Here is a 21465-nt window from a genome sequence, read left to right as displayed (position 1 = left end):
AAAACCTTCTCAGCAGACCGACAACTGAAAACTGTGCTGAAGGGGACTGTGCTTAGACCTGAAGCGTCTCTTCCTGGCCGCGATGGCTCGTCTTCGCCCAGACCAGACGCTTGGGCAGCAACGCCATGCGCAGGGTGACCCAAGGGATGACCACGAACCAATGGCTGAGATAAGCAATCCCCAGCAGCAGATTGAACAGATCCGGCGGCGGTAACTCAGGCCCCTCGCTTGGACGGCGACAACCCCGCCAGTAGGCCACGCCAGACACACTGAACGCCACAATCGACAAAGGCCAGTAGAGCGGAGCAGTGCGACTGAGGGCGCTGGTGAGCAGATCCGCCCAAGACACCACAGGCAGCGCGTATTGCAGCAGAAAGAAACAGGCCAGATCGCGGCGTTGGGCGAGGGTCAGGCGACGGCAGAACAACCCCGGCCAATAATCCAGAAACCGTTGAAGGCCACCCTCTGCCCAACGCTGCCGCTGCTTCCAGAGCGCGGGAACCGATTCAACAGCTTCCTCTTGAACTGGCGGATCCCAGAGGATGCCCACACGAGCATTCTCGAGGAGCAGCCGGAAACTCAGATCGAGATCGTCCGTCACGGTGTCTTCGTTGAAGCCGCCGCATGCCTCGAGCAGGTCGCGACGCAGAAGCTCGCCATTGCCCCGCAACTCGGCCACGCCTCCCCCGCAAAGGCGACCTTGCTGCAGCTGGGCATCAAACGCCATCTCCATGGCCTGCACCCGCGTCAACCAATTGGTGTCAGGGTTCGTGACCGCTTTGCGCATCTGAACAGCGGACCAATCTCCTGCTGTGGCGAAGGGGATCAGTCGCTCCAGTTGATCTTCCGCCAGCTGCGCATCCGCGTCCAGGATCAACAGCCATTCCCCCTGAGTCTGCTTCAAAGCTGCGTTGAGGGCCCCCGACTTACCACCGCCTGCATTACGAGGCCGTCGGATTACTTTGAGAGAAGGAAACCGGCTCTGCAGCTCGCTCAGGCGCTCCGGCGTGTGATCTTCACTGCCGTCATCCACCACACACAACGTGAGCCGCCGATCGGGATACCGGAGTGCTGAAAGCCGCTCCACCAGCCGGGTGACCACTGCTTCCTCATCGCGAGCCGCCACGACGACATCCACCGTGGGACAGGACTGCCCATCCAACGGTGTGGAAGCCAACGTCCCATCATCGTTACTACCAACAAGGGCTGGATCCACTCGGCGCAACAGCGTGCGCAGGCCGTAGCCGCCCAACAGCACAGCGAGGGTGAAGGCAGGGATCAGGCTGCGGGAAGGATCCAACCAGTGGGGCGCAGCACCGGCACAGCCGCAGGCCGCCAGGAAGAAAGCCGTCTTGCCGCGTCGGTGGTTACCAGTCCCTGCGGCCACGACCCTCCCATTCCACGAAGTACGGGGACTTTAGGGGGCCTGAGCAGGGGTGGTTTCAGGTGCTGGTGCCAGCGGTGCCAGCTTGGTTCCTGGGTAGTAGTGATCCAGGATCCGCTCAGCACTCCAGCCACGACCGGCGAGATCGATCGCACCGGCCTGGGACAGACCCACACCGTGACCGAAGCCACCCCCCTGGAAACGCCAGGCACCGGCACCCTCCGGCTGGATCACAAACAAGGTGCTGGGCAACCGCCGCAGGGTGCGACGGATTGCATCTAGACGCAGCGTCACCGGCGCCGCTCCACCCTCTCGATCCATCTCGAGGGCCAAGACCCTGCCGCTGGGGCCACGGGACACCGCCCGCAGCGCCGTGGGCAGGGCATCACCCTGACCCGCTGCCGCTAACGCACGACTGAGCTGACCAGCGGTGTAGAGGCGATTCCAGCGGAAGCGTGGATGACCTGCGCCGAAGGCACCGTCCCAACGATTGAGCAGGAGCCTCACATCCTCGGCGCTCTGGATGGGCAAGGTGATCGAACCCACCCAATCCGATGACCCATCGGCCCGCGCCTGCACATAGGGCAAGGGATCCATCGACCAGGCCTCCTCTGCCCCTGCGCTCACACCACCGTTGGTGGCGTGATACCACGCCTGGATGGGTTGACTATCCAATTGCAGAACCTGGCCTGAGGTGGCTCGGATGGCCTCCCGCACCGATTCACTGGCTTGGCGCGGATCGCTGTACACCTGACATTGAGTGTCGCTGCACAGGTGGTAGCCGTCCAAGCCGAAACGATGGCTGTTGGCCAGCGCCCAGGTGCGCGCCAGTACGGCCTGGGCCTGCAGAGCTGCCGGCGGTGATCCAGCCCCAATCTCGTGGGGAACGACACCTTCGAGATAGCGCTCCACCGGGAGCTGTTCAAGAAATGTCCAGCTGCCGTAAGCGTCCGCTTGCAACCGGAAAGGACCGCGCAGAACACCTCCGTCCCAGCGGAGGCCATCGGGGGCGATCACCTGCAACGGCCCGTCCAAAGTGCGGCCCCCACTGAAACCCTCCAGCACCGGTTGCACCACATCAACAATGCGTTCCCGTACATCGCGCAGGCTCATTCCGATGAGATCCGGGGCATCGGAGGGAACCCAGACTTCCCACTCCTCGGGATGGGCGACCCGAGCCTCCACCCCTTGATCCCGCCAACGAGATGCAACACGATCCGCCGACTCGAAACTGGCGTATGGGCCTGCGACACGCCGAGCGATCTCCATCGGTTCTGTCAAGGCCACTAAACGCCAGCTGAAGCGCAGCGTGTCAGCCGTCTCCAGAGGCTTCCCTGCCCAATCCTGCAATTGCAAGGGTTGCGCGCCTGCCGTGGTGAGGATCAATGGCGAAGACGAACGGTCGGGCATCGTGCCCCGACCGAGATGGTCGTCCAGGGACACCCAGAGCACGGCATTTCGCGCCGAGGGCGGCTGGGGCACGCTGCGATGGGTCGGAACGACTGGCGCAGGCGGCTGAACCACGGGGCCACGAACGTCCTGAGCGCGACAACCCGCAGCCGCCAGAAGCGGAAACACCACCCATGGAACGACACTGCGCACGGCTCGAACAGACCGGTTCATCGCCATGGCATCGCTATCGATGGAGGAGATGACCTGAGCATGAACCGGAACCGGAGGTTTGGCTGGGGGGAGGGTGAGGTTCTATGGTTGTCGTTTGTGCCACGCGCTGCCAGAGACATGCCCAAGCTCAAGACCCGCAAAGCAGCCGCCAAGCGGTTCAAAGCAACTGGCACTGGCAAGTTCATGCGTCGGCGGGCATTCCGCAATCACCTGCTGGATCACAAGAGCCCCAAGCTCAAGCGCCATCTGGGCACCAAAGCTGTCGTCGACCGCACGGACGAAGATCGCGTGGCTCTGATGATGCCCTACGCCTGAATGACGGCCTGCTCTTGAGCGGTGACGGAATCGCTCAGATCCTTCTTACTTCCCCTTTCAACTCCCCATGGCACGCGTCAAAAGAGGCAATGTCGCCCGTAAGCGCCGCAACAAAATCCTCCGTTTAGCCCGTGGCTTCCGCGGCAGCAACGGCACCCTCTTCCGCACCGCCAACCAGCGGGTGATGAAGGCTCTCTGCAATGCCTACCGCGATCGTCGCCGCCGCAAGCGTGATTTCCGCCGTCTGTGGATCGCGCGGATTAACGCAGCAGCCCGCCTCAATGGTGTGAGTTACAGCCGTTTGATCGGCGGCCTCAAGCAAGCCGACGTGCGTTTGAACCGCAAGATGCTGGCTCAGCTGGCAGTGGCGGATCCGGCCAGCTTCACGAATGTGGTGAATGCAACCCAGGGTTGAGTAGGGTCCCGCCCCGGGACTTCCCTCCTCCTTCATGGACTCCTTTCTGCCGCAGACTTACCTGCTCGGTCTGATCGGCCTGCTGGCAATCGTGGCTGTCGTCGCCGGTCGACAGCTTCTGCGGGTACGTCGCGATGAAATGAACTTGATCCGGCTCGAGCAGGCGGATGCAAGCTCCTCCAAAGACGCTGGTCAGCTCTATGAGCTGGCTTCAGTTCAGCTGCGCAAACGGCTCTATCCGCAGGCCACAGCAACACTTCGGCAAGCCGCGAAACGGCTCAGTAACGAGCCTGATGAAGCGAAGGCCCTTGTGCAGAACGCACTGGGATTTTCTTTAGCCGCCCAAAAGGACTTCTCGGGTGCGGTCCGCCATTACAAATCAGCGCTGCAAGCCAAAGCGGATTACCCCGTCGCGCTCAACAATCTGGCCTTCGCCCAGGAGCGTCTACTCAACAGCGATGACGCCTGTGATCTGTATCGCAAGGTGCTGGCTTTGGAACCCGCTAACAAAACAGCCCGCACCCGGCTGAAACGCCTGGAGCGGACCCTTCAACGTCAAACCGGCAAGGCATCGTCGTCATCCAGTGGCGGATCACCAGAGAGCTCGGACGGCCGGGGCTTCTGAGGCGGAACAACTGGGCTCGAGATTGAGGCTGCCACCGCGATTGGTGAGTCGCGGAGCCTGCCAGCTCGACAAAGAAAGGCCCTGAAGGCCAAGAAAATCTCCGCCAACCTCCATGTCGTCAGCAAGTGTGCTGGCCAGGGGCAGCAGATCCAGTTGATCCGAGGTGGCGTTGAAATTGCCCTGAACCGGAGTCGAGACGCTACCGATCTGCATCTCTCCACGCAAATCCAGCATCTGGCCAATCGGCACCACACTGGCCAAGGTCAGCACCACATCCTCCGTGTTGCCGCTGGTGAACGAGGTGTAGCTGCCACACCATTGACGGGGCATCGACACTGCCAAACTTGTAGCCCGCGCCACCGGATCAAAGCGAAGAACCGATCCCTCAAGCTCGACCGGTTTCTGTAGAACAGACGCATCCAGGGGGAGAGACGGTTCGAACGTCGCCGGAATCTCGATCGGCGCGTTCATGTCCACGGGAATGGGCATGACGAGAACGGATGATGGGCGCACGGTAGGGCCCTCAAGCGTGGCCCGTCCGACTTCCGATCCGGTTCAACACCAGTCCGCAGCTCCGCATGATGGCTTCGACACCGTCCAGCACCGACCCGTTTCTGATCGGTGGACGCCAGTTCAACAGTCGGCTGTTCACCGGCACGGGCAAATACCCCAACCTGCAAGCCATGCAGCAAAGCCTGGAGCGCTCAGGTTGCGAGATGGTCACGGTGGCTGTGCGGCGGGTGCAAGCGGTGGCGGCGGGCCACGCAGGCCTGATGGAAGCGATTGACTGGTCACGCATCTGGATGCTTCCCAACACCGCTGGCTGCGCCACAGCAGAGGAGGCCATCCGGGTCGCCCGTTTGGGTCGTGAGTTGGCCAAGCTGGCGGGTCAAGAAGACAACACCTTCGTGAAGTTGGAGGTGATCCCCGACGGCCGTTACCTGTTGCCGGATCCGATCGGCACCCTGGACGCCGCCGAAACTCTGGTGAAGGAAGGGTTCACCGTTCTCCCTTACATCAATGCGGACCCGCTGCTAGCCAAACGGCTGGAGGATGTGGGCTGCGCGACGGTGATGCCGCTGGGCTCACCGATCGGCTCTGGCCAGGGCCTCTGCAATGCCTCGAACATCGGGCTGATCATCGAAAACGCCAACGTCCCCGTGGTTGTGGATGCCGGCATCGGCGTCCCCAGCGAAGCTGCTGCTGCCCTGGAAATGGGAGCCGATGCCGTATTGGTGAACAGCGCCATCGCACTGGCAGGCGATCCTCCGGCAATGGCCGAAGCCATGGGTCAAGCCGTTCAGGCGGGCCGTCTGGCGTTCCAATCGGGCCGATTACCGCGTCGAGATCAGGCCAACCCCAGCTCCCCCACCAGCGGCCTCGTGAAGTGAAGAGAGGTGAAGTGACATGAAGCGGGCGAAACAAAGCCTGTCATTAGGCAATTGGACTCATAAGGTCTCGGCAATCGACGAGGACTTATGCAGGTCACAACCGAAGACGGCGGACGCCTGAACGCCTTCGCGAAGGAACCCCGCATGGAAGTGATCTCGGAGGACACCAGCCGCAGCAACGCCTCCAGACTGCTGATCATCAGTGGCTCGGTGCTGGTGGTGGCTCTGATGGCCGTCACCGTGGCGATCAGCTGAAAACCCTGTAGTAGCTTGCACCTCATTGGCGGCTTGAACGCTTCAGCAGGAGTTTGGGGTGAAAGTTCTCGTTCTCGGTGGTGACGGCTTCTGTGGATGGCCCTGCGCCGTGAATTTGGCGGATCAGGGTCACGAAGTTCTGATCATCGACAACCTCAGCCGTCGCAAGATCGACATCGACCTCGAAGTCGAGTCGCTCACGCCGATTTCAAGCATCGGAGAGCGGCTGCAAGCCTGGGAGCAACTTGGCGGCGAGCCCATGCGCTTCGTGCACATGGACATCGCCCACGAGTACCAACGCTTACTCGACCTGCTCATCGAGGAAAGGCCCGACTCCGTTGTGCACTTCGCGGAACAGCGGGCTGCTCCCTACTCGATGAAGAGCAGCGCCACCAAGCGCTACACCGTCGATAACAACGTCAACGGCACCCACAACCTTCTGGCCGCCATCGTGGAATCAGGCCAGGACATCCATGTGGTGCACCTGGGCACCATGGGTGTGTATGGCTATGGCTCCCATCGCGGCGCCACCATCCCTGAGGGCTATCTGAAGGTGGAAGTGCCTCAGCCAGACGGCAGCCGTTTCGAGGAAGAAATCCTCCATCCGGCCAGCCCTGGCAGCGTCTACCACATGACCAAGACGCTCGATCAACTGCTTTTCCTCTACTACAACAAGAACGACAAGGTCCGCATCACCGACCTGCACCAGGGCATCGTCTGGGGGACTAACACCGATGCCACCAGTCGGGACCCGCGACTCACCAACCGCTTTGATTACGACGGTGACTACGGCACCGTGCTCAACCGCTTCCTGATGCAGGCCGCGATCGGATATCCCCTCACCGTGCACGGCACCGGTGGTCAGACCCGCGCCTTCATTCACATCCGCGATTCCGTGCGCTGCGTTCAGCTCGCTCTTGAGAACCCACCCGAACAGGGTGAACGGGTGAAGATTTTCAACCAGATGACCGAGAGTCATCAGGTGGGTGAACTGGCCAAGAAAGTGGCGGCTCTCACAGGTGCTCGGGTGAACAACCTGCCCAACCCGCGCAATGAAGCCGTCGAAAACGACCTGATCGTCGACAACCGCTGCTTCCTTGAGCTTGGCCTCAATCCCACCACCCTGGATGACGGCCTCCTGAAGGAAGTGGTGGAAATCGCCACCCGCTACGCCGACCGCTGCGATCGCGCTCGCATCCTGTGCACCTCCGCCTGGACCAAAACACAGGCTCAGGCGATCAGCACCGCCTCCTGATTCCTGATCGGGGTTCCTCCTTGAAAATCGCCTTCTTCACTGAAACCTTCCTGCCGAAGGTCGACGGCATTGTCACCCGACTCACCAAGACGGTGAAGCATCTGGTGGATGCCGGCGATGAGGTGATCGTGTTCTGCCCTGAGGGCTGCCCCGATCACTACATGGGAGCGCGACTGATTGGGGTGCCCGCCATGCCGTTGCCGCTCTACCCCGAGCTGAAGCTGGCACTACCCCGCCCAGCCGTCTCTGAAGCCATTGATGACTTCCAACCCGACCTCATCCATGTAGTCAACCCAGCTGTGCTCGGGCTGGGGGGGATCTGGCTGGCGAAGACCAAATCGATCCCTTTAGTCGCCAGCTATCACACCCATCTGCCCAAGTACTTAGAGCACTACGGCATGGGCATGCTCGAGCCCCTGCTCTGGGAACTGCTCAAAGCAGCACACAATCAAGCCCTGCTCAACCTCTGCACCTCCACCGCCATGGTGCAGGAACTGAGCGACAAAGGAATTCAGCACACCGATCTTTGGCAGCGAGGGGTCGACACCGATTTATTTCGGCCCCAGTTGCGCAGCGACGCCATGCGTCAGCGGCTGCTGGGCAAGCACGACGACCGGGGCGCCCTGCTGCTGTACGTCGGTCGTCTCTCGGCCGAAAAACAGATTGAACGGATCCGGCCGGTGCTGGAAGCCCTCCCGGACGCCCGCTTGGCACTGGTGGGCGACGGCCCCCACCGCCAACAATTGGAAAAACATTTCGCCGACACGGCCACCACGTTTGTCGGGTATCTGGCTGGTGAAGAGCTGGCGAGCGCCTATGCCAGCGGTGATGCGTTCCTCTTCCCATCCAGCACCGAAACCCTTGGCCTGGTGCTGCTGGAAGCCATGGCGGCAGGCTGTCCGGTGGTCGGAGCCAACCGCGGCGGCATCCCCGACATCATCACGGATGGCTCCAATGGCTGTCTGTACGAACCCGACGGTGCCGATGGCGGTGCCGCGAGCCTGATCCAAGCCACACGCCGCCTGCTGGGCAACGATCTGGAACGACAGGCCCTTCGCAAGGCAGCCCGCGATGAAGCCGAGCGCTGGGGTTGGGCCGGAGCCACCGAACAACTGCGCGGCTACTACCGCGGTGTTTTGCAGCAACAGGATCTCAATGTGGCCGCCTGATTCAGGTCTGCCTGATCAGGACTGGGTGCGGGTGCGGTTCCACACCTCCATCACCTTTTTGGCCATCGGCAGCGCGTGCACGGAACCCCCGCCAGGTGTGTTCTGCGCGAAGGCCACGATCACAATCTGCCCTTCCGGATAAGGGGCATAGGTGGCGAACCAGGCATGGTCTGGGCCACCCGTGCTGTCTTCAGCCGTGCCGGTCTTGCCTCCAGCCGAAGGGATGCCGGGGCCATTGAGGCCGAAACCGGTGCCCTCCGACACCACCTTGCGCAGACCCTCACGGATGGTGTTCAACGTGGTTGGCTGAATCAGCACCTTGGTGCGACGGGGTGGCTCAGTCCAATTCAGTCCCTGATCCGCCAGGTGAGGGGTGACGAGCCACCCTCCGTTGGCAAACACGGAGTAAGCCCGGGCTAACTGCAGCGGCGTGATCTGAACCACCGACTGACCGATGGATGCACTGGCCATGTCTTCTGGAATCCAGGGCGTTGAACCGGGTTCAGCCCAGCCGCGTCCGGCCGCGGCCCAGGCCTCATCACCCACCAGACCGATGTTTTCCTCCCAACCGATCTCGATGCCGGTTTTCCGCTGAAAACCAAGGGCATCCGCAGCCTTCTTCAAAGCCAAAGAGCCCGCCCCCACTCCCACCTGATAGAAGAAGGTGTTGCTGGAAAAGCGCAGGGCATCGGCATAGCCGATCAGGCCGAAACCAGCACCGTTGTGGTCGGGGAAGCAATGACCGCCATAGGTAATGCAGGCCGTGGTGTTGAGCTTCGTATCCGGGGGGAATTTGCCCGATTCCATTCCGGCCATGGCCGTGACCGCTTTCCAGGTGCTGCCAGGGTCGTAGGCATTCATGGCCCGACTAAGCAATGGCTTCTTGGGATTGGAAAACAGCGCGTCGTACTCCTTCTGGGTGGTGACGAGCTTGGAGAAGAAGTTGGGGTCGAAGGTGGGTTTGCTGGCCAAAGCCAGGATCGCGCCAGTGTTGGGGTCCATCGCGACGATGGCGCCACCAGGTTTGTCAGCCAGCGCCTGCTCAGCAGCCTTCTGAAGATCGAGATCGAGGGTGAGGGTGAGGTCCTTGCCGGCCACTGAAGGGCGATCACCGAGATGGCGCTGGACCTCACCCATGGCATTCACCTCCAGCATCTGGCCGCCCCAGGCACCGCGGAGATGACTTTCATAGGCCGCTTCCACACCAATCCGGCCAATGCGATCGCGGATCTTGTAGCCCTTCTCAGCGAGTGTTTCGTACTCGCTCTCGGTGATCGGCTGGGTGTAGCCAAGGGTGTGGGCCGCCAGCGTTCCATGGGGGTAATACCGCAGGATGTCCACATCCACCTGCGCTCCCTTGAGACCCAGAGACTGCTCTTGGAACCGGAGCACCTGCTCCGGCTTCAGATCAGTCGCCAGATTGATGCGATAACCATCACGGGCTACACCGCTACCGCGACGCTGATCGAGCTCGGCCGCATCAAGATCAAGGAGTTGCGCCAGACGATCCCGCAGGTCCGGCCAGGACGCATCGTCCACCAAGCGCGGCTCCACGTAGAGGGAATAAGTCAACTTGCTGGAGGCCAGCACCCGCCCTTTGCGATCAAGCAGACGACCACGCGTCGGGGAACGGGGCACCAGGCGGATGCGGTTCTCATCCGCCAACTGGCGATAGCGCTTGCCCTCCAGCACCTGCAGCCACACCAAGCGGGACACCATCGCTGCTGTCACCAGCAGCACCAGAGTGAGCAGCACTAACGGCTGCTGCCGCAGACCGCTCTGACGCTGACCGTCCCGTTGCGACAGGCCCGAGCGTGCCATTCCGCTCAGCTCTCCGGCGCCATCAAGGCATCGAGACGCTTCAAGCGATCTTCGATCCGGCCCAGCACTGTCTGAAGCTGCTCAGGGGACATCTCCAGAGCATCGGCACGATCCGATGACGGTTCGCCCGCGGCATCGATCACCTCAGCCGCCGCATCAGGCTCATTCACCTCCACCTGCACGGTCATCACGGGATTGCCGAGGCCTGGGCTGATCTGATCCAGCCGCTCACGCACCTCCCGGGCCGCTGGTTCACCCTGCTTGCGCAGATCACCCAAAGGGTCCTCCCCTGTGGCCACGGATTCCACCGCTTTGGCTGCACCATCCGTGCGAACGCGATCCACAAAAGCCAGACCCATCGGCAGCACGTCCTGCATCAGGGTCAGGCGAAAGGAGTCGAGAGGTTGGCTGTCGGCCATTAAACAAGGCCCTCAACGATCAACGAACTCCAGTCTGCTGCGCTGGAGGCACAAGTGCCGGACAACTGGCACGGGAGGATCCCAACGACCAGCCGATCACGCCAGAGATCACCACCAAGGCCACCATCGGTGCCAGTGCCTGATGGGTGGTGTCGAGGGCAATCCATTCCGACCAGCCCCGCAGGAAACGATCACGGGCAAAACGACGCTTCTCACGACTCTCCAACCGTGCACGCCGCTTGTATGACTTCTCAACCCAGCGCTCAAAGGAACGCTTCTTGGTGATCGCCATCTTGCGCTCCACCTCCAGCAGCTGCCCGGAGGTGAGTTCAGGATGAAAGGTGCCGATTAGCTCCAGGCTCTTGAGGAACATCTCAACAGCGCCGTCCTTAATGTCCTGATCGGAGACATCAAGCAACGCCCAGTCCAATTCGGGGTAGAAGCGGCTGCGATTCTGCTGAATCTGATCCTCATTCAGCTGACCGGGCTCGCGCAGCCAACGATCGGTGTTGCTGTCAAAACGACGCCAGTAGAGAAAAGGATTGATGTAGACGGTCTTGCCTGCCAGCTGGATGCTGTCCTGCTGCAGACGTCGCTGGAGTTGCTGATCCTGCTGTTGGGCAGCGGTCACACGCTTCAGGCCGGGGACTCAGGGTATCGGCGCTGAGCGCGACCCACCAGCCCCCTTGAAGACCTATTCCCACTCGATCGTGCCGGGAGGCTTGCTGGTGATGTCGAGAACAACGCGGTTGACCCCGTTCACTTCATTGACGATGCGATTGGAGATCGTCTCCATCAGGTCGTAGGGCAAGCGCGACCAGTCAGCGGTCATGCCGTCCTCACTGGAGACGCAGCGCAACACGATCGGCCAGGCATAGGTGCGCTTGTCACCCATCACACCCACGGAACGCACGGGCAGCAGCACAGCAAACGCCTGCCAGATGTCGTGATAGAGGCCCGCCTGCTTTACCTCCTCACGCACGATCAGATCGGCATCCCGCAGGCAATCGAGCTTCTCAGCCGTGACCTCTCCAAGGATGCGGATAGCCAGACCAGGGCCAGGGAAGGGATGACGGCGCACGATCTCTTCCGGCAGACCAAGAGAGCGACCCACCTTGCGCACTTCATCCTTGAAGAGCTTGCGCAGGGGCTCCACCAGCTTGAACTGGAGATCCTTAGGCAAGCCGCCCACGTTGTGATGGCTCTTGATCTTCACCGCCACCCGTTCACCCGTCTTGGGATCCACGTTGGTGCCGGCACTCTCGATCACATCGGGATAGAGCGTGCCCTGGGCCAGGTAATCGAAAGGTCCGAGACGCTTGCTCTCCTCTTCAAACACCCGGATGAATTCCGTACCGATGATCTTGCGCTTCTGCTCGGGATCCGTAATGTCCTTGAGCTTCTCAAGGAAGCGCTCACGAGCGTGGATGTACTCCACATGGATGTTGAACTTGCGATCGAAGAACTCCATGAGGAACTCCGGTTCGCCTTTTCGCATGAAGCCCTGGTCAATGAACATGCAGGTGAGCTGATCCCCGATGGCCTTCTTCAGCAGAAAGGCAAGGGTGGATGAATCCACACCACCCGACAGCGCCAACAGCACGCGCTTGTCGCCCACCTGATGACGCACCTGCTGGACGGCTTCCTCAATGAAGGCGTCGGTGGTCCAGTCAGGATCACATCCACAAATGTGGTAGACGAAATTGCGGATCATGGCCATGCCGCAGGTGGAGTGCACCACCTCGGGGTGAAACTGCACCCCGTACAGACGCCGATCGTGGTGGGCGACCGCCGCTTCCGGGGTATTGGCCGTGTGCGCAAGGCGCACAAATCCCTCAGGGAGCGCCTGCACGGAATCGCCGTGACTCATCCACATCGTGGATCCGTTGTCCACGTTGGTGAGCAGATCGGTGGGATCGTCCACCTCGAGCGGTGCCTTTCCGTACTCGGCCTTACCGATGGCCGCCACCACGCGACCGCCCAGCTGCTGCACCATCAACTGCATGCCGTAACAGACCCCGAGCACGGGAATGCCCAGCGACCAAATCTCGGGATCGCAGAGGGGCGCACCTTCGGCATAAACCGAGCTGGGACCACCGCTGAGGATGATTCCCTTCGGAGACAGCTTGCGCAACTCTTCCGCCGATGTGCTGTAGCCCAGCACCACGGAAAACACCTCGGTCTCGCGCACCCGACGTGCAATCAGTTCGGAGTACTGGGAGCCGAAATCAAGGATGACGATGGCCGGCTGACGCTGACCTTCACTCGAAACCTGAGACATCTCGCACGTGATCCGTGGAACGGGAGATCGCTGAACACGATCGCCAATCCATCAGCGTAGAGAAGGGCCTCCACTTTCACCGCCCAGCAAGGGCTCCAGACTCAGGCCCGCATGGCCCAGCATCCGCAGGCCTTCAGGGCCTGCCCAGCGCAGCTGACGATCACGACTGAACAAGGCAGCGCCAATCGCCATGGCCGGACAGCCATAGCGCTGCAAGTAGCCCTGACTGCGCTGCTCAACTGCCCCAGCCATGGACATCCAAAGCGCTCTGGCTTGGCCTGCATCCTGCGAGGCGAGCCATTCCCAGGCCTGCTCCAGCGATGCGACCTGCAGCAAGGGACGGATGCGCTCCGTGCTCAGGCCCTGCTGCACCGCCAGAGCGGCCAACACCTCAAAGCGGGCATCCGCCAGGTGGTGATGGGTGTGAAAAATCCCTCCGGCCAGTTTGATCAGTTTTCCGTGGTAACCAAGCAGAAGCAATTCGCGGACACCAGCTTCGGCCGCCGCCACCAACACCGGACCGATCCAGTTCCCCGCCTTCAGCACTGGTTGCTGCTGGGACAAACCAAGTTGATGGGCCAGATCCATTCCGTTTTCACCGATTACCAGGGTGAGCTGTCCAGCAAAGCCAGACTGAGACGCCAGCTCTGTCAACTGGGCCAACAGCATCTCCAGTTGATCAGGCGATGCACTGGTCTGCACCTCAGCCTGCGTTCCGATCAGCGCCAGACCGTCCACCACCCCAAACGCTGCATTGCTGGTGCGCAAGGCCAACTCCTGGCCACGGGGCAGCACCACCTCCAACTCCAGAGCGGACTCCACTGTGAGCAGATCCGTGAGGTTGAGGTCCAGCAACTCCCGAGCGAACCCGGAAATGCAGAGCCCGCCGTCCTGGACGTGCCGTCCAACGCCAGCACCGGCTGTCACTTGAAACCCGGGTCCAGGAGCAGATGTGCGGGCTGCACGCACCCAGATCTCCAGACCGCGCGTGAGATCAAGCCCTCGGCCTGGGTCACAGACCGTGATGGCCAGCGCCTGAGTCCCATCCTCCAGGCGAGCAGCAGCCCAAACAGGCACAGAACGAGACGCCTGTTCGCCTGGGATTCTTAGTTCAACGCTTGCAGGCGCAGCACCACCCTGCAGCACCAGCACAGCCGCGCGCGCTGCAGCCGCCACCCAAACGGGCAAGGTCAACCCGGTTGCAGACACAGCAGACGTCTCAGCGATGAGGAGAAGAGCGGATCGTTTTTTAGGATGGACGATTGGCACTCCTTGAGCCCGTGCAGGACAAGCTCACCCTGATGATCCCCGGGCCCACCCCGGTGCCCGAAACGGTTCTCAAGGCCATGGGCCGGCACCCGATCGGTCACCGCAGCGGTGAATTCCAGGCCGTGGTGGAGCGCACCACCGCCCAACTGCGCTGGCTGCACCAAACCAGCAGCGACGTGTTGGTGATCACCGGCAGCGGCACGGCCGCCATGGAAGCCGGAATTATCAACACCGTCAGCCGCGGCGACAAGGTGCTCTGCGGCGACAACGGCAAGTTCGGCGAACGCTGGGTGAAAGTGGCCCGCGCCTACGGGCTCGAGGTGGAGGTGGTGAAGGCCGAATGGGGCCAACCCCTCAACCCTGAGGCCTTCCGGGCTGCCCTGGAAGCAGACACCGCCAAAGCCATCAAGGCAGTGATCCTCACCCACTCGGAAACCTCCACAGGCGTGATCAACGACCTGGAGGCGATCAGTGCTCACGTGAACGCTCACGGCACCGCCCTCACCATCGCGGATTGCGTCACCAGTCTTGGGGCCACCAATGTCCCGATGGATGCCTGGGGACTGGATGTGGTGGCATCAGGGTCACAGAAGGGCTACATGATGCCCCCGGGTCTGAGCTTTGTGGCCATGAGCGAACGCGCCTGGCAGGCCTATGAGCGCTCCAATCTGCCCAAGTTTTATCTGGATCTCGGTCCTTACCGAAAAACAGCTGCCAAAAACAGCAACCCTTTCACACCAGCAGTCAATCTCTATTTCGCTCTTGACGCGGCTCTGGAGATGATGCAAGCCGAAGGCCTGGACGCAATCTTTGCCCGCCATGCCCGCCATCGCGACGCCTCACTGGCTGCAATGAAAGCGATCGGACTGCCGCTGTTCGCAGCGGAAGGTCACGGAAGTCCTGCCATCACCGCTGTCGCTCCTGACGGCATCGATGCTGAACAGCTGCGCAAGGCCGTCAAAGACCGCTACGACATTCTTCTCGCTGGTGGCCAGGACCACCTCAAAGGCAAAGTGTTCCGCATCGGTCATCTGGGATTTGTGTGCGATCGCGATGTGCTCACCGCTGTAGCAGCCATTGAATCGGTCCTCCAATCCCTTGGACTGCATAAAGGAACGATGGGTGCAGGTGTGAGCGCAGCCTCACTAGCTTTGAATCGCTGAGTGACACAATTCGGCACTTTGAAGCTATAGACATGAGTTAAAATCATGTCTGTGCGGGTGTAATTCAGTGGTAGAATGTCAGCTTCCCAAGCTGAACGTCGCCGGTTCGAATCCGGTCACCCGCTTGCAAACATTGAACGGTTGTTCGCGTTTAACTTCGATTTCCCCAATTAGAGGCTGTGGGTCGTGGCTTGATTAGCTGCATCACCTGGGGGCCGACACTGCCGGCACGACGCTCCTGATCAAGAGCTTTGAGGATGGTTTGGGCCGAACCAGCAATATTCCCTTCCTCCGCTTGCACTCGTGCCTGCTCAAGACATTGACGTGCACGAACCAATAATTGCTCCCGATCGAGATCGGATGACGGAAGCGTTAAAACCGACTTCACCGACGCTGTCACTTCAACACAACATTCATCAGATGGATATTAACAAGTGATCTTGAATTTCAACAATGCACCAACAACAAATGCAAGTATTTCCTTGATGCGATCGATCCCGATATGAAAAGCCCGCTGACGTGACTGCCACTGTCAGGTCCCAGGCTCCTCAGCATTCCCACCCAATGCAGCAATCTGTTGACGCAGAAGTTCAGAACGGCTGCTGTCACCGCGTGTCATGGCCACTGCAAGAGCAAACTCCAGCTTTTCGAGCTGGTGACCTCCCTCGTAGAAACCCTTGGGCCCAGGGGATGCCAGCGAAGCCGAAGCATGAGGACTCCGGTGGCCACGACCAGAGCCGCTACTACCGGATGTGGAGAGAGTTGTTGGTGCCATGGGTGGCTTTCTTTTCATTTTGACACTTTTGACCCCTCTTATGCAGCCATCTGCAGGTCCGCATCTCCGGACTCAAATGCAGGACTTTCAGCAACGGCCGTCTCATCACGGCTCTCAGGCTCCGAACTGCTCAGCAATTCTTGGCAGTCGAGCAGCAACTGATCCACATCATCAAGACGTTGCAGCTCATCAGCCGGCATGGACTCCGACTGACTGCGCTGGTGGCGCATCTCCAGCTCGAGAGTTTCCAGTCGTTGTTCCAACTTCACGAGGCGTTGAGACAACGCATTAAGCATCTGCGCAACATCCTCAGCGGTTCGCGTGATGCGGAAGGAGACGGACTGACTCATCCGGAAAGGGAAGGGTGCTGGCCCGATAACAACACATGCATCTCTCAGGCTCAAGAGAGACGTTGACAAACAACGACAGCTCTGCATTCAGACTGACAGCATTGATGCACGCGGGTGCAATGCCTCCTTTGATGACCCTGCTGATCTACGTGCTGGCCGGGATCGGCATAGGACTGCTGGCACTTTGCACCGGCCTTCCCGCGGCTCCTCTGGCCGGGGCGCTGCTGGGAGCCGCCCTGGTGAGCATGAGCGGTCGCATTGAGACCGCCCAATGGCCAGCAGGCACCCGCACGGCTCTAGAAATCGGCATCGGCACCGTGATCGGCACCGGACTGACACGAGCATCGCTGGAGCAGTTGCAAAGCCTCTGGAAACCGGCCGTTCTGATCACCCTCACGCTGGTGATGACGGGACTGGTCGTCGGGCTGTGGGCGAGTCGGCTCCTGGGGGTCGACCCCCTAATCACCCTCTTGGGAGCTGCACCAGGCGGCATTAGCGGCATGAGTCTGGTGGGTGCGAATTACGGCGTTGGCGCTGCCGTGGCTGCGCTGCACGCTGTACGTCTGATCACCGTTCTCTTGGTGCTCCCACTGATGGTGAAACTGCTGACACCGCTGGGAGTCGGCAATTCCTGAGTCCACCCAGCTCTGGACAGAAAAACCCGAGCCGATACGTTGGCGCAGACCGATTGTTCTGTCCATCGATGGCCAGCCTCCGCACCCGCCTTGCTCTCCTTCTTCCCATGGCCGGGATGCTGCTGGCCGCTGGTCCTGCTGAAGCCGCTGCGGCCGGTCCGGCCCAGAAAGGGGCTCAGATGTATTGCTTCATGCGCAGCAACGGCAACAACCACGAGGTGAGCTGGGAAGCGTCCTACGCCTTAATCAAGCGGCAGAGCAGTGGACTGTTCAAAACATCTCCGGAACATGCCGCCGTCATGATCGCCGAAGCGGTGGTGGCCGACCCGGGCAACTACCCCGACTGCGGCAAATACCTCGGAGATCTCTTTGGTGGCTCCCAGAACAGCAGCTCAAGCTTCAACAACTCTTCGGTCGGTGCCAGTGACTCAGGAACATCGGAGAGCTGGGATGCTACTGAGCGGTACAGCTACTGATCACCGTGTTGCAAAAAAGGCTTGGGCTTCGGCATCCCGCCCGAATAATGCAAGCCCTGGTGTTGGCAGGGCTGCTGCTTTTGATCCAGGCCTGCGTCCGAGGTGGCGAAACGGCGAAGCCGACCAACGATCCTGAATTGGCCGCTTCCAGCTGCCTGGAGGGGCTCGACCTTCAGCGTCTTGATGAAGCGCTCAATCATTGCAATGCCGTGGTGAAAGGCCACCCCGGCAATCCCATCCCGCTGACCGACCGCTCGTTAATTCATACTCTGATCGGACGTGATGACGAAGCCTGTGCCGACGTGAAGCAGGCCTCAGCCCTGCTGGCCAAAGGTGACCAACGCCACGATCCGATGCTGAAACATGAGCTGACCGTCCGTCAGCAATCCTGCAAACAGCGCGCCACCATGGCCGGCAACGGTTGACGATCAAGCTTGACCTGGCGGGGTCCCAAGAGCAGTTCAATCCGGTTGGCCTTGCTGGCCACCAAGGCATCCACGAGCTGATCCGCCAGACCCAACTGCAACCAGTGGCTGGTGAGACCACCATCCATGCCGATGCGGTGACAGCGATCTTCCGCCTGTTCCACGTCACCGGGGGTCCAGGGTCGTTCGAGCAACACCACGTGACGGGCCCGGTGGAGGGTGAATCCCAAGCCACCCGCTCCATAGGTGGCCAGCAACAGGTCCGAATCGCCGACTTGAAAGCGGTCTACCGCCTCCTGGCGTTGCTCGGGTTTCTGCCGGCCGGTTAGCAGTTCGCCACCAAGATCCTCCTGAAGCAGCTGAAGTGGGCTCACAAAGGAACTGAACAAGACAATGGCCTCTCCTGTACTGCGTAACTTCTGCACCAGGCTGCGGGCCGCCTGCAGCTTGAACTCCGCTGCGATCATGCGCATGGAGGTAAGAACAGCCAGGGATTCAGCATCGGAGCGGACCTCACCAGCCAACACGCGATGGCGATAGTCCTCCACCACCAGACGCAAGCGGTGATCCAGCCCTCGGTTCTGATCTGCCGCCAGGGAAACCGGGTGCATTTGCCGCGTCTTCGCCGGAAGACCGAGAACTGACTGCTTCCGGCGGTGCAACACGAGGGGGCGGGTGAGATGACGCAATTCCTCCAGGCGGCTGGCACCATCAGCGCGCCAGCGGCGCTGACCACCACTCTCACTCCAATGTCCCTGACAGAAGATCTCTTCAAAGGCCTTCTGATCACGCGCAATCGGATGATCCATCGCTGCCAGCAGTGGAAAGAACTGAATCGGACGACCGTTGCGGATAGGCGTGCCGGTCAGCATCCACACCGCGCGCAGGCGAGGATGCCGCGCCAGCCTCAAGAACGCCTGCGTGCGCTGCGCCTGCAGAGATTGGGCGTAGTGCGCTTCGTCTACCAGTAGCAAGGTGCCGGCCTCTGGCAACGCAACGGGCAACTTGGCCCAGCTGTGCAAGCTGAACTCCAGATCTAACGCTGCAGCTTCGCGGCGCCAATGCGGGTGCAGACCTACGGGCGCAATCACCATCAGACGCAGCGAGACAGCACGCATTAGCGCCCGGGCCGCCAGCAAGGCAGTGAGCGTTTTTCCAAGTCCCATCTCATCGGCAAGCAACGCCCCACGCCTGGCCAGCAGCCAGCGCGCGCCCGAGCGCTGATGGGGCAACGGCATGCGTCCATCCAACAGCGGTTGATCCAAATCGGCACTGGCCACCAAGACGCGATGGTGCGGAAGCGGTGGAAGCGGATGACGATGCCAGTGAAGCCAGCTCAGCAGCTCCTCTTCAACACGGAAGCGCCCTCCGAAACGCTCAAGTAGCAAATCGGCGGCTGCCAGAGGAAATTCCCAGCCACGACCCGAACCTCTCCAAACACCCCGAGGGCGGATCCTCGCCATTTGAGCATGGGTCACGGCGTCAAAGGGGTAAGTGACCCGCACAAGTCCTGCTGGGGTCAACCCAAGGCAGCAGCAGGAGGCGATTGATGTCGTAGCAAAAAACCAGCAAGAAACACTTTAAGGCTTTGGCCAATAAAAACAAGCCGTTGGACGTTAAAAATCACATTCAAAACAGTCGGGAAAAGATTCAAAAATGCAGCGATGGACACATTGACGATCGCTATGAACCCGTCAGAATTCGACCAACCGAGACATTCGGATGCACAACAGGGATGCGGTCTTCCTCGAAGAACTTTGCCCCAAATTGCGTGTCCGACGATGGCGTCAATCCCTCCACTCTTATACCGGTAAAAGTTGTATTTACTGCGGCAAACCTTCTGAATCTATTGATCACATCCTTCCCCGTGCTCGAGGAGGTTTGAGCGTGACCGAAAATTGTGTTCCAGCATGTCTGTCATGCAATGGTCACAAATCTGACGCTGAAGTGTTCGATTGGTATCGCCGTCAACGCTTCTACGATCCTCGACGGGCAATGGCCATCCGAGCCTGGATGGATGGCGACTTGCGCTTGGCCCTGCGCCTACTCCAGTGGGCACAACCGGAATCATCTCAATCAGTTCCCCCTTCAACCCCAGGCGAACCGTCACTCAACAATCAAGACGACTCCGACTGGATGTTGCAGGTGGCCTGAACGGAGTGCTGTTTACCAGACCCTGCAAGCTTCGAAGGAATGATGCTGCTGACAAATCGACGCCTGCTGCTCAGGCTGCTCAGGCGCCAGCAGAAACGCAGCGCCCAGGAGCGCTGACGCCACAAGGGCTTTGACCAGCCTGCCCAAAGGGATCCACTGCCGCTCAGAGGCCCTGATCACACGACTGCCATCACAAGAAGGCAGCATGGAACGCTGTGGAGACACCAGAGAAAGACAGGAACCAGTCACGACCAAACCATTGCTAATACGTTTGTACTCATGCCTGATCCGCTTGTCAACCGCTGCCGGCCACTGCCTGAAGGCTCAACACTCTGCATCCTTGGAGCCGGCTTCAGTGGTCGCCGTCTCGCGTCCCTCGCCGAAGCAATGGGGATGCGGGTAATCACGACCAGACGCAACCCTGATCCAGGCAGCAAGGCGCTTCCATTCGACAGCGCCAACAACCTGATGCCGCCAGCCTCAGCCTTTGAAGGGGTGACGCATCTGCTGAGCACCATCCCGCCTGGCCGCGAGACCAGCGACCCGGTGTTGCGCACCCTTGGCCCGCTGCTGCAACAACAACCGCTGCGCTGGGTCGGCTATCTCTCCACCACCGGCGTCTACGGCAACACCAATGGAGAGTGGGTTCGCGAAGCGGATCCGCCCAATGCGACGCAGGAGCGCAGCCGGCGACGCCTGGCTTGCGAGCAAGAATGGCTCAAGAGTGGTCTGCCGGTTCAGATTCTGCGACTGCCGGGGATCTACGGCCCAGGACGATCACCACTTGCCGCCGTCAAGGCCGGCACGCTTCAGCCGATCGACAAGCCCGGACAGGTGTTCTGTCGGGTGCACATCGATGACATCGCCGCGGCCTGCCTGCACCTGATGCACTGCTCTGCAGAGGGGCACCATCCAAGCGTGGTGAACGTTTGTGATCACGAACCGGCACCCAGTGCACTCCTCCAACGCCATGCCGCAGAGCTGCAGGGATGCCCGCTGGCGGATGCCAAGCCCTACAGCGTGGCGGAAGCCGAGATGAGCCCCATGGCGCGCTCCTTTTGGGCGGAGAACCGACGGGTCAGCAATGACCTGCTCTGCAAGGAGCTTGGCTACACGATGGTGCATCCAAATTTCCGCAGCGGGCTGGCCCAGTGCCTGGAACAGGAACGGCTCACGGAGCAACAGGTTCCGTCCGTTGCGGGTTCAAGAGCGGCAACTCATGCCACTGCATCGGCCGGTCCGGATCGATGAACGTCAGTCCAGCA

24 protein-coding genes and 1 tRNA gene are annotated in these 21465 nt (G+C 60.8%); 14 read left to right on the top strand and 11 right to left on the bottom strand.

What is annotated here, in order from left to right; genetic code table 11:
- Positions 1-52: 52 nt before the first annotated feature.
- Together SynA1560_RS00295 and SynA1560_RS00290 are read right to left on the bottom strand one after the other, a co-directional pair.
- Entirely contained in the window at positions 53-1387 is a 1335-nt protein-coding gene (locus SynA1560_RS00295) for a glycosyltransferase family 2 protein (protein WP_186500841.1), read from the bottom strand.
- Positions 1388-1417: 30 nt separating this feature from the next.
- Positions 1418-3007, bottom strand: a complete 1590-nt coding sequence (locus tag SynA1560_RS00290; protein WP_186500840.1) for a SpoIID/LytB domain-containing protein — start codon at positions 3005-3007, stop codon at positions 1418-1420.
- 117 nt (positions 3008-3124) lie between these two features.
- Between SynA1560_RS00290 and rpmI the strand changes: the two genes are divergently transcribed.
- From rpmI to SynA1560_RS00275, 3 genes are all read left to right on the top strand, one after another.
- Complete coding sequence (gene rpmI, locus SynA1560_RS00285) at positions 3125-3322, top strand: 50S ribosomal protein L35 (protein ID WP_186470911.1); 198 nt, start codon at positions 3125-3127, stop codon at positions 3320-3322.
- Positions 3323-3389: 67 nt separating this feature from the next.
- Complete coding sequence (rplT, locus tag SynA1560_RS00280) at positions 3390-3737, top strand: 50S ribosomal protein L20 (RefSeq protein WP_186469790.1); 348 nt, start codon at positions 3390-3392, stop codon at positions 3735-3737.
- Between the two features lie 34 nt (positions 3738-3771).
- Positions 3772-4362 carry a hypothetical protein gene (locus SynA1560_RS00275; RefSeq protein ID WP_186500839.1) on the top strand — a complete coding sequence of 197 codons (591 nt, stop codon included), beginning with the start codon at positions 3772-3774 and terminating at the stop codon, positions 4360-4362.
- Here SynA1560_RS00275 and SynA1560_RS00270 read toward each other — a convergent pair.
- Positions 4330-4851, bottom strand: a complete 522-nt coding sequence (locus tag SynA1560_RS00270) for a hypothetical protein (RefSeq protein ID WP_186500838.1) — start codon at positions 4849-4851, stop codon at positions 4330-4332. The genes SynA1560_RS00275 and SynA1560_RS00270 overlap by 33 nt on opposite strands.
- A 92-nt stretch (positions 4852-4943) precedes the next feature.
- On the opposite strand from SynA1560_RS00270, the gene SynA1560_RS00265 reads away from it, so the two are divergent.
- From SynA1560_RS00265 to SynA1560_RS00250, 4 genes are all read left to right on the top strand, one after another.
- The gene (locus tag SynA1560_RS00265; RefSeq protein ID WP_186469787.1) at positions 4944-5753 is read left to right on the top strand and encodes a thiazole synthase; all 810 of its coding nucleotides are present in this window, start codon (positions 4944-4946) and stop codon (positions 5751-5753) included.
- Positions 5754-5840: 87 nt separating this feature from the next.
- The gene (gene psb34 / locus SynA1560_RS00260) at positions 5841-6008 is read left to right on the top strand and encodes a photosystem II assembly protein Psb34 (protein ID WP_186469786.1); all 168 of its coding nucleotides are present in this window, start codon (positions 5841-5843) and stop codon (positions 6006-6008) included.
- Between the two features lie 58 nt (positions 6009-6066).
- Positions 6067-7263: an NAD-dependent epimerase/dehydratase family protein gene (locus tag SynA1560_RS00255; protein WP_186500837.1), complete on the top strand. Its 1197-nt coding sequence runs from the start codon at positions 6067-6069 to the stop codon at positions 7261-7263.
- A 20-nt stretch (positions 7264-7283) separates the two neighbouring features.
- Positions 7284-8432 carry a glycosyltransferase family 1 protein gene (locus tag SynA1560_RS00250; RefSeq protein ID WP_186500836.1) on the top strand — a complete coding sequence of 383 codons (1149 nt, stop codon included), beginning with the start codon at positions 7284-7286 and terminating at the stop codon, positions 8430-8432.
- 15 nt (positions 8433-8447) lie between these two features.
- Here the strand turns inward: SynA1560_RS00250 and mrdA are convergent, their stop codons facing one another.
- The 5 genes from mrdA to cbiD form a co-directional block, all read right to left on the bottom strand.
- Complete coding sequence (gene mrdA, locus SynA1560_RS00245; RefSeq protein ID WP_186500835.1) at positions 8448-10253, bottom strand: penicillin-binding protein 2; 1806 nt, start codon at positions 10251-10253, stop codon at positions 8448-8450.
- A 5-nt stretch (positions 10254-10258) separates the two neighbouring features.
- Entirely contained in the window at positions 10259-10672 is a 414-nt protein-coding gene (locus SynA1560_RS00240) for a hypothetical protein (RefSeq protein WP_186500834.1), read from the bottom strand.
- Positions 10673-10691: 19 nt separating this feature from the next.
- Entirely contained in the window at positions 10692-11303 is a 612-nt protein-coding gene (locus tag SynA1560_RS00235) for a hypothetical protein (protein ID WP_186469781.1), read from the bottom strand.
- A gap of 63 nt (positions 11304-11366) precedes the next feature.
- On the bottom strand, positions 11367-12953 hold the full coding sequence (gene guaA, locus SynA1560_RS00230) for a glutamine-hydrolyzing GMP synthase (protein WP_186500833.1): 1587 nt from the start codon (positions 12951-12953) through the stop codon (positions 11367-11369).
- Between the two features lie 51 nt (positions 12954-13004).
- Positions 13005-14180, bottom strand: coding sequence for a cobalt-precorrin-5B (C(1))-methyltransferase CbiD (cbiD, locus tag SynA1560_RS00225; RefSeq protein ID WP_186501517.1), 1176 nt, complete (start codon positions 14178-14180; stop codon positions 13005-13007).
- Between the two features lie 53 nt (positions 14181-14233).
- Here cbiD and SynA1560_RS00220 point away from each other — a divergent pair, with 53 nt between their 5' ends.
- Positions 14234-15385 (top strand): alanine--glyoxylate aminotransferase family protein, encoded by a 1152-nt coding sequence (locus SynA1560_RS00220; protein ID WP_186500832.1) that lies wholly within the window; start codon positions 14234-14236, stop codon positions 15383-15385.
- Positions 15386-15438: 53 nt separating this feature from the next.
- Positions 15439-15510: transfer RNA gene (locus tag SynA1560_RS00215), tRNA-Gly, on the top strand.
- Between the two features lie 407 nt (positions 15511-15917).
- Here the strand turns inward: SynA1560_RS00215 and SynA1560_RS00210 are convergent.
- A complete protein-coding gene (locus SynA1560_RS00210; protein WP_186501706.1) occupies positions 15918-16160 on the bottom strand; it encodes a hypothetical protein in 243 nt (80 codons plus the stop codon).
- Positions 16161-16198: 38 nt separating this feature from the next.
- Positions 16199-16510: a chemotaxis protein gene (locus SynA1560_RS00205; protein ID WP_255476999.1), complete on the bottom strand. Its 312-nt coding sequence runs from the start codon at positions 16508-16510 to the stop codon at positions 16199-16201.
- A 119-nt stretch (positions 16511-16629) separates the two neighbouring features.
- Here SynA1560_RS00205 and SynA1560_RS00200 point away from each other — a divergent pair, with 119 nt between their 5' ends.
- The 3 genes from SynA1560_RS00200 to SynA1560_RS00190 all read left to right on the top strand — a co-directional run bounded on the left by SynA1560_RS00200 (position 16630) and on the right by SynA1560_RS00190 (position 18046).
- Positions 16630-17145 carry an AbrB family transcriptional regulator gene (locus SynA1560_RS00200; RefSeq protein WP_186470909.1) on the top strand — a complete coding sequence of 172 codons (516 nt, stop codon included), beginning with the start codon at positions 16630-16632 and terminating at the stop codon, positions 17143-17145.
- 68 nt (positions 17146-17213) lie between these two features.
- Entirely contained in the window at positions 17214-17621 is a 408-nt protein-coding gene (locus tag SynA1560_RS00195; protein ID WP_186469777.1) for a DUF6554 family protein, read from the top strand.
- Positions 17622-17668: 47 nt separating this feature from the next.
- Positions 17669-18046: a hypothetical protein gene (locus SynA1560_RS00190; RefSeq protein WP_186500831.1), complete on the top strand. Its 378-nt coding sequence runs from the start codon at positions 17669-17671 to the stop codon at positions 18044-18046.
- Here SynA1560_RS00190 and SynA1560_RS00185 read toward each other — a convergent pair.
- On the bottom strand, positions 18001-19509 hold the full coding sequence (locus SynA1560_RS00185) for a DEAD/DEAH box helicase (protein WP_186501516.1): 1509 nt from the start codon (positions 19507-19509) through the stop codon (positions 18001-18003). The genes SynA1560_RS00190 and SynA1560_RS00185 overlap by 46 nt on opposite strands.
- A gap of 259 nt (positions 19510-19768) precedes the next feature.
- Between SynA1560_RS00185 and SynA1560_RS00180 the strand changes: the two genes are divergently transcribed.
- Together SynA1560_RS00180 and SynA1560_RS00170 are read left to right on the top strand one after the other, a co-directional pair.
- Positions 19769-20200, top strand: a complete 432-nt coding sequence (locus SynA1560_RS00180; protein ID WP_186469775.1) for an HNH endonuclease — start codon at positions 19769-19771, stop codon at positions 20198-20200.
- A gap of 279 nt (positions 20201-20479) precedes the next feature.
- Positions 20480-21451 (top strand): SDR family oxidoreductase, encoded by a 972-nt coding sequence (locus SynA1560_RS00170; protein WP_186500830.1) that lies wholly within the window; start codon positions 20480-20482, stop codon positions 21449-21451.
- Positions 21452-21465 lie beyond the last annotated feature (14 nt).

This window comes from Synechococcus sp. A15-60 (genome assembly GCF_014280095.1).
Classification (GTDB): domain Bacteria; phylum Cyanobacteriota; class Cyanobacteriia; order PCC-6307; family Cyanobiaceae; genus Synechococcus_C.
This window is presented reverse-complemented; position numbering and strand designations above follow the sequence as displayed.

Coding starts and splice junctions, on each gene's coding strand:
- SynA1560_RS00210 (WP_186501706.1), bottom strand. CDS start 16,160: ATGGCACCAACAACTCTCTCCACATCCGGTAGTAGCGGCTCTGGTCGT.
- SynA1560_RS00240 (WP_186500834.1), bottom strand. CDS start 10,672: ATGGCCGACAGCCAACCTCTCGACTCCTTTCGCCTGACCCTGATGCAG.
- SynA1560_RS00275 (WP_186500839.1), top strand. CDS start 3,772: ATGGACTCCTTTCTGCCGCAGACTTACCTGCTCGGTCTGATCGGCCTG.
- guaA (WP_186500833.1), bottom strand. CDS start 12,953: ATGTCTCAGGTTTCGAGTGAAGGTCAGCGTCAGCCGGCCATCGTCATC.
- SynA1560_RS00185 (WP_186501516.1), bottom strand. CDS start 19,509: ATGGCGAGGATCCGCCCTCGGGGTGTTTGGAGAGGTTCGGGTCGTGGC.
- SynA1560_RS00180 (WP_186469775.1), top strand. CDS start 19,769: ATGCACAACAGGGATGCGGTCTTCCTCGAAGAACTTTGCCCCAAATTG.
- SynA1560_RS00270 (WP_186500838.1), bottom strand. CDS start 4,851: ATGCCCATTCCCGTGGACATGAACGCGCCGATCGAGATTCCGGCGACG.
- SynA1560_RS00200 (WP_186470909.1), top strand. CDS start 16,630: ATGCCTCCTTTGATGACCCTGCTGATCTACGTGCTGGCCGGGATCGGC.
- SynA1560_RS00195 (WP_186469777.1), top strand. CDS start 17,214: ATGGCCAGCCTCCGCACCCGCCTTGCTCTCCTTCTTCCCATGGCCGGG.
- SynA1560_RS00290 (WP_186500840.1), bottom strand. CDS start 3,007: ATGAACCGGTCTGTTCGAGCCGTGCGCAGTGTCGTTCCATGGGTGGTG.
- SynA1560_RS00205 (WP_255476999.1), bottom strand. CDS start 16,510: ATGAGTCAGTCCGTCTCCTTCCGCATCACGCGAACCGCTGAGGATGTT.
- mrdA (WP_186500835.1), bottom strand. CDS start 10,253: ATGGCACGCTCGGGCCTGTCGCAACGGGACGGTCAGCGTCAGAGCGGT.
- SynA1560_RS00190 (WP_186500831.1), top strand. CDS start 17,669: ATGCAAGCCCTGGTGTTGGCAGGGCTGCTGCTTTTGATCCAGGCCTGC.
- psb34 (WP_186469786.1), top strand. CDS start 5,841: ATGCAGGTCACAACCGAAGACGGCGGACGCCTGAACGCCTTCGCGAAG.
- SynA1560_RS00265 (WP_186469787.1), top strand. CDS start 4,944: ATGGCTTCGACACCGTCCAGCACCGACCCGTTTCTGATCGGTGGACGC.
- rpmI (WP_186470911.1), top strand. CDS start 3,125: ATGCCCAAGCTCAAGACCCGCAAAGCAGCCGCCAAGCGGTTCAAAGCA.
- rplT (WP_186469790.1), top strand. CDS start 3,390: ATGGCACGCGTCAAAAGAGGCAATGTCGCCCGTAAGCGCCGCAACAAA.
- SynA1560_RS00170 (WP_186500830.1), top strand. CDS start 20,480: ATGCCTGATCCGCTTGTCAACCGCTGCCGGCCACTGCCTGAAGGCTCA.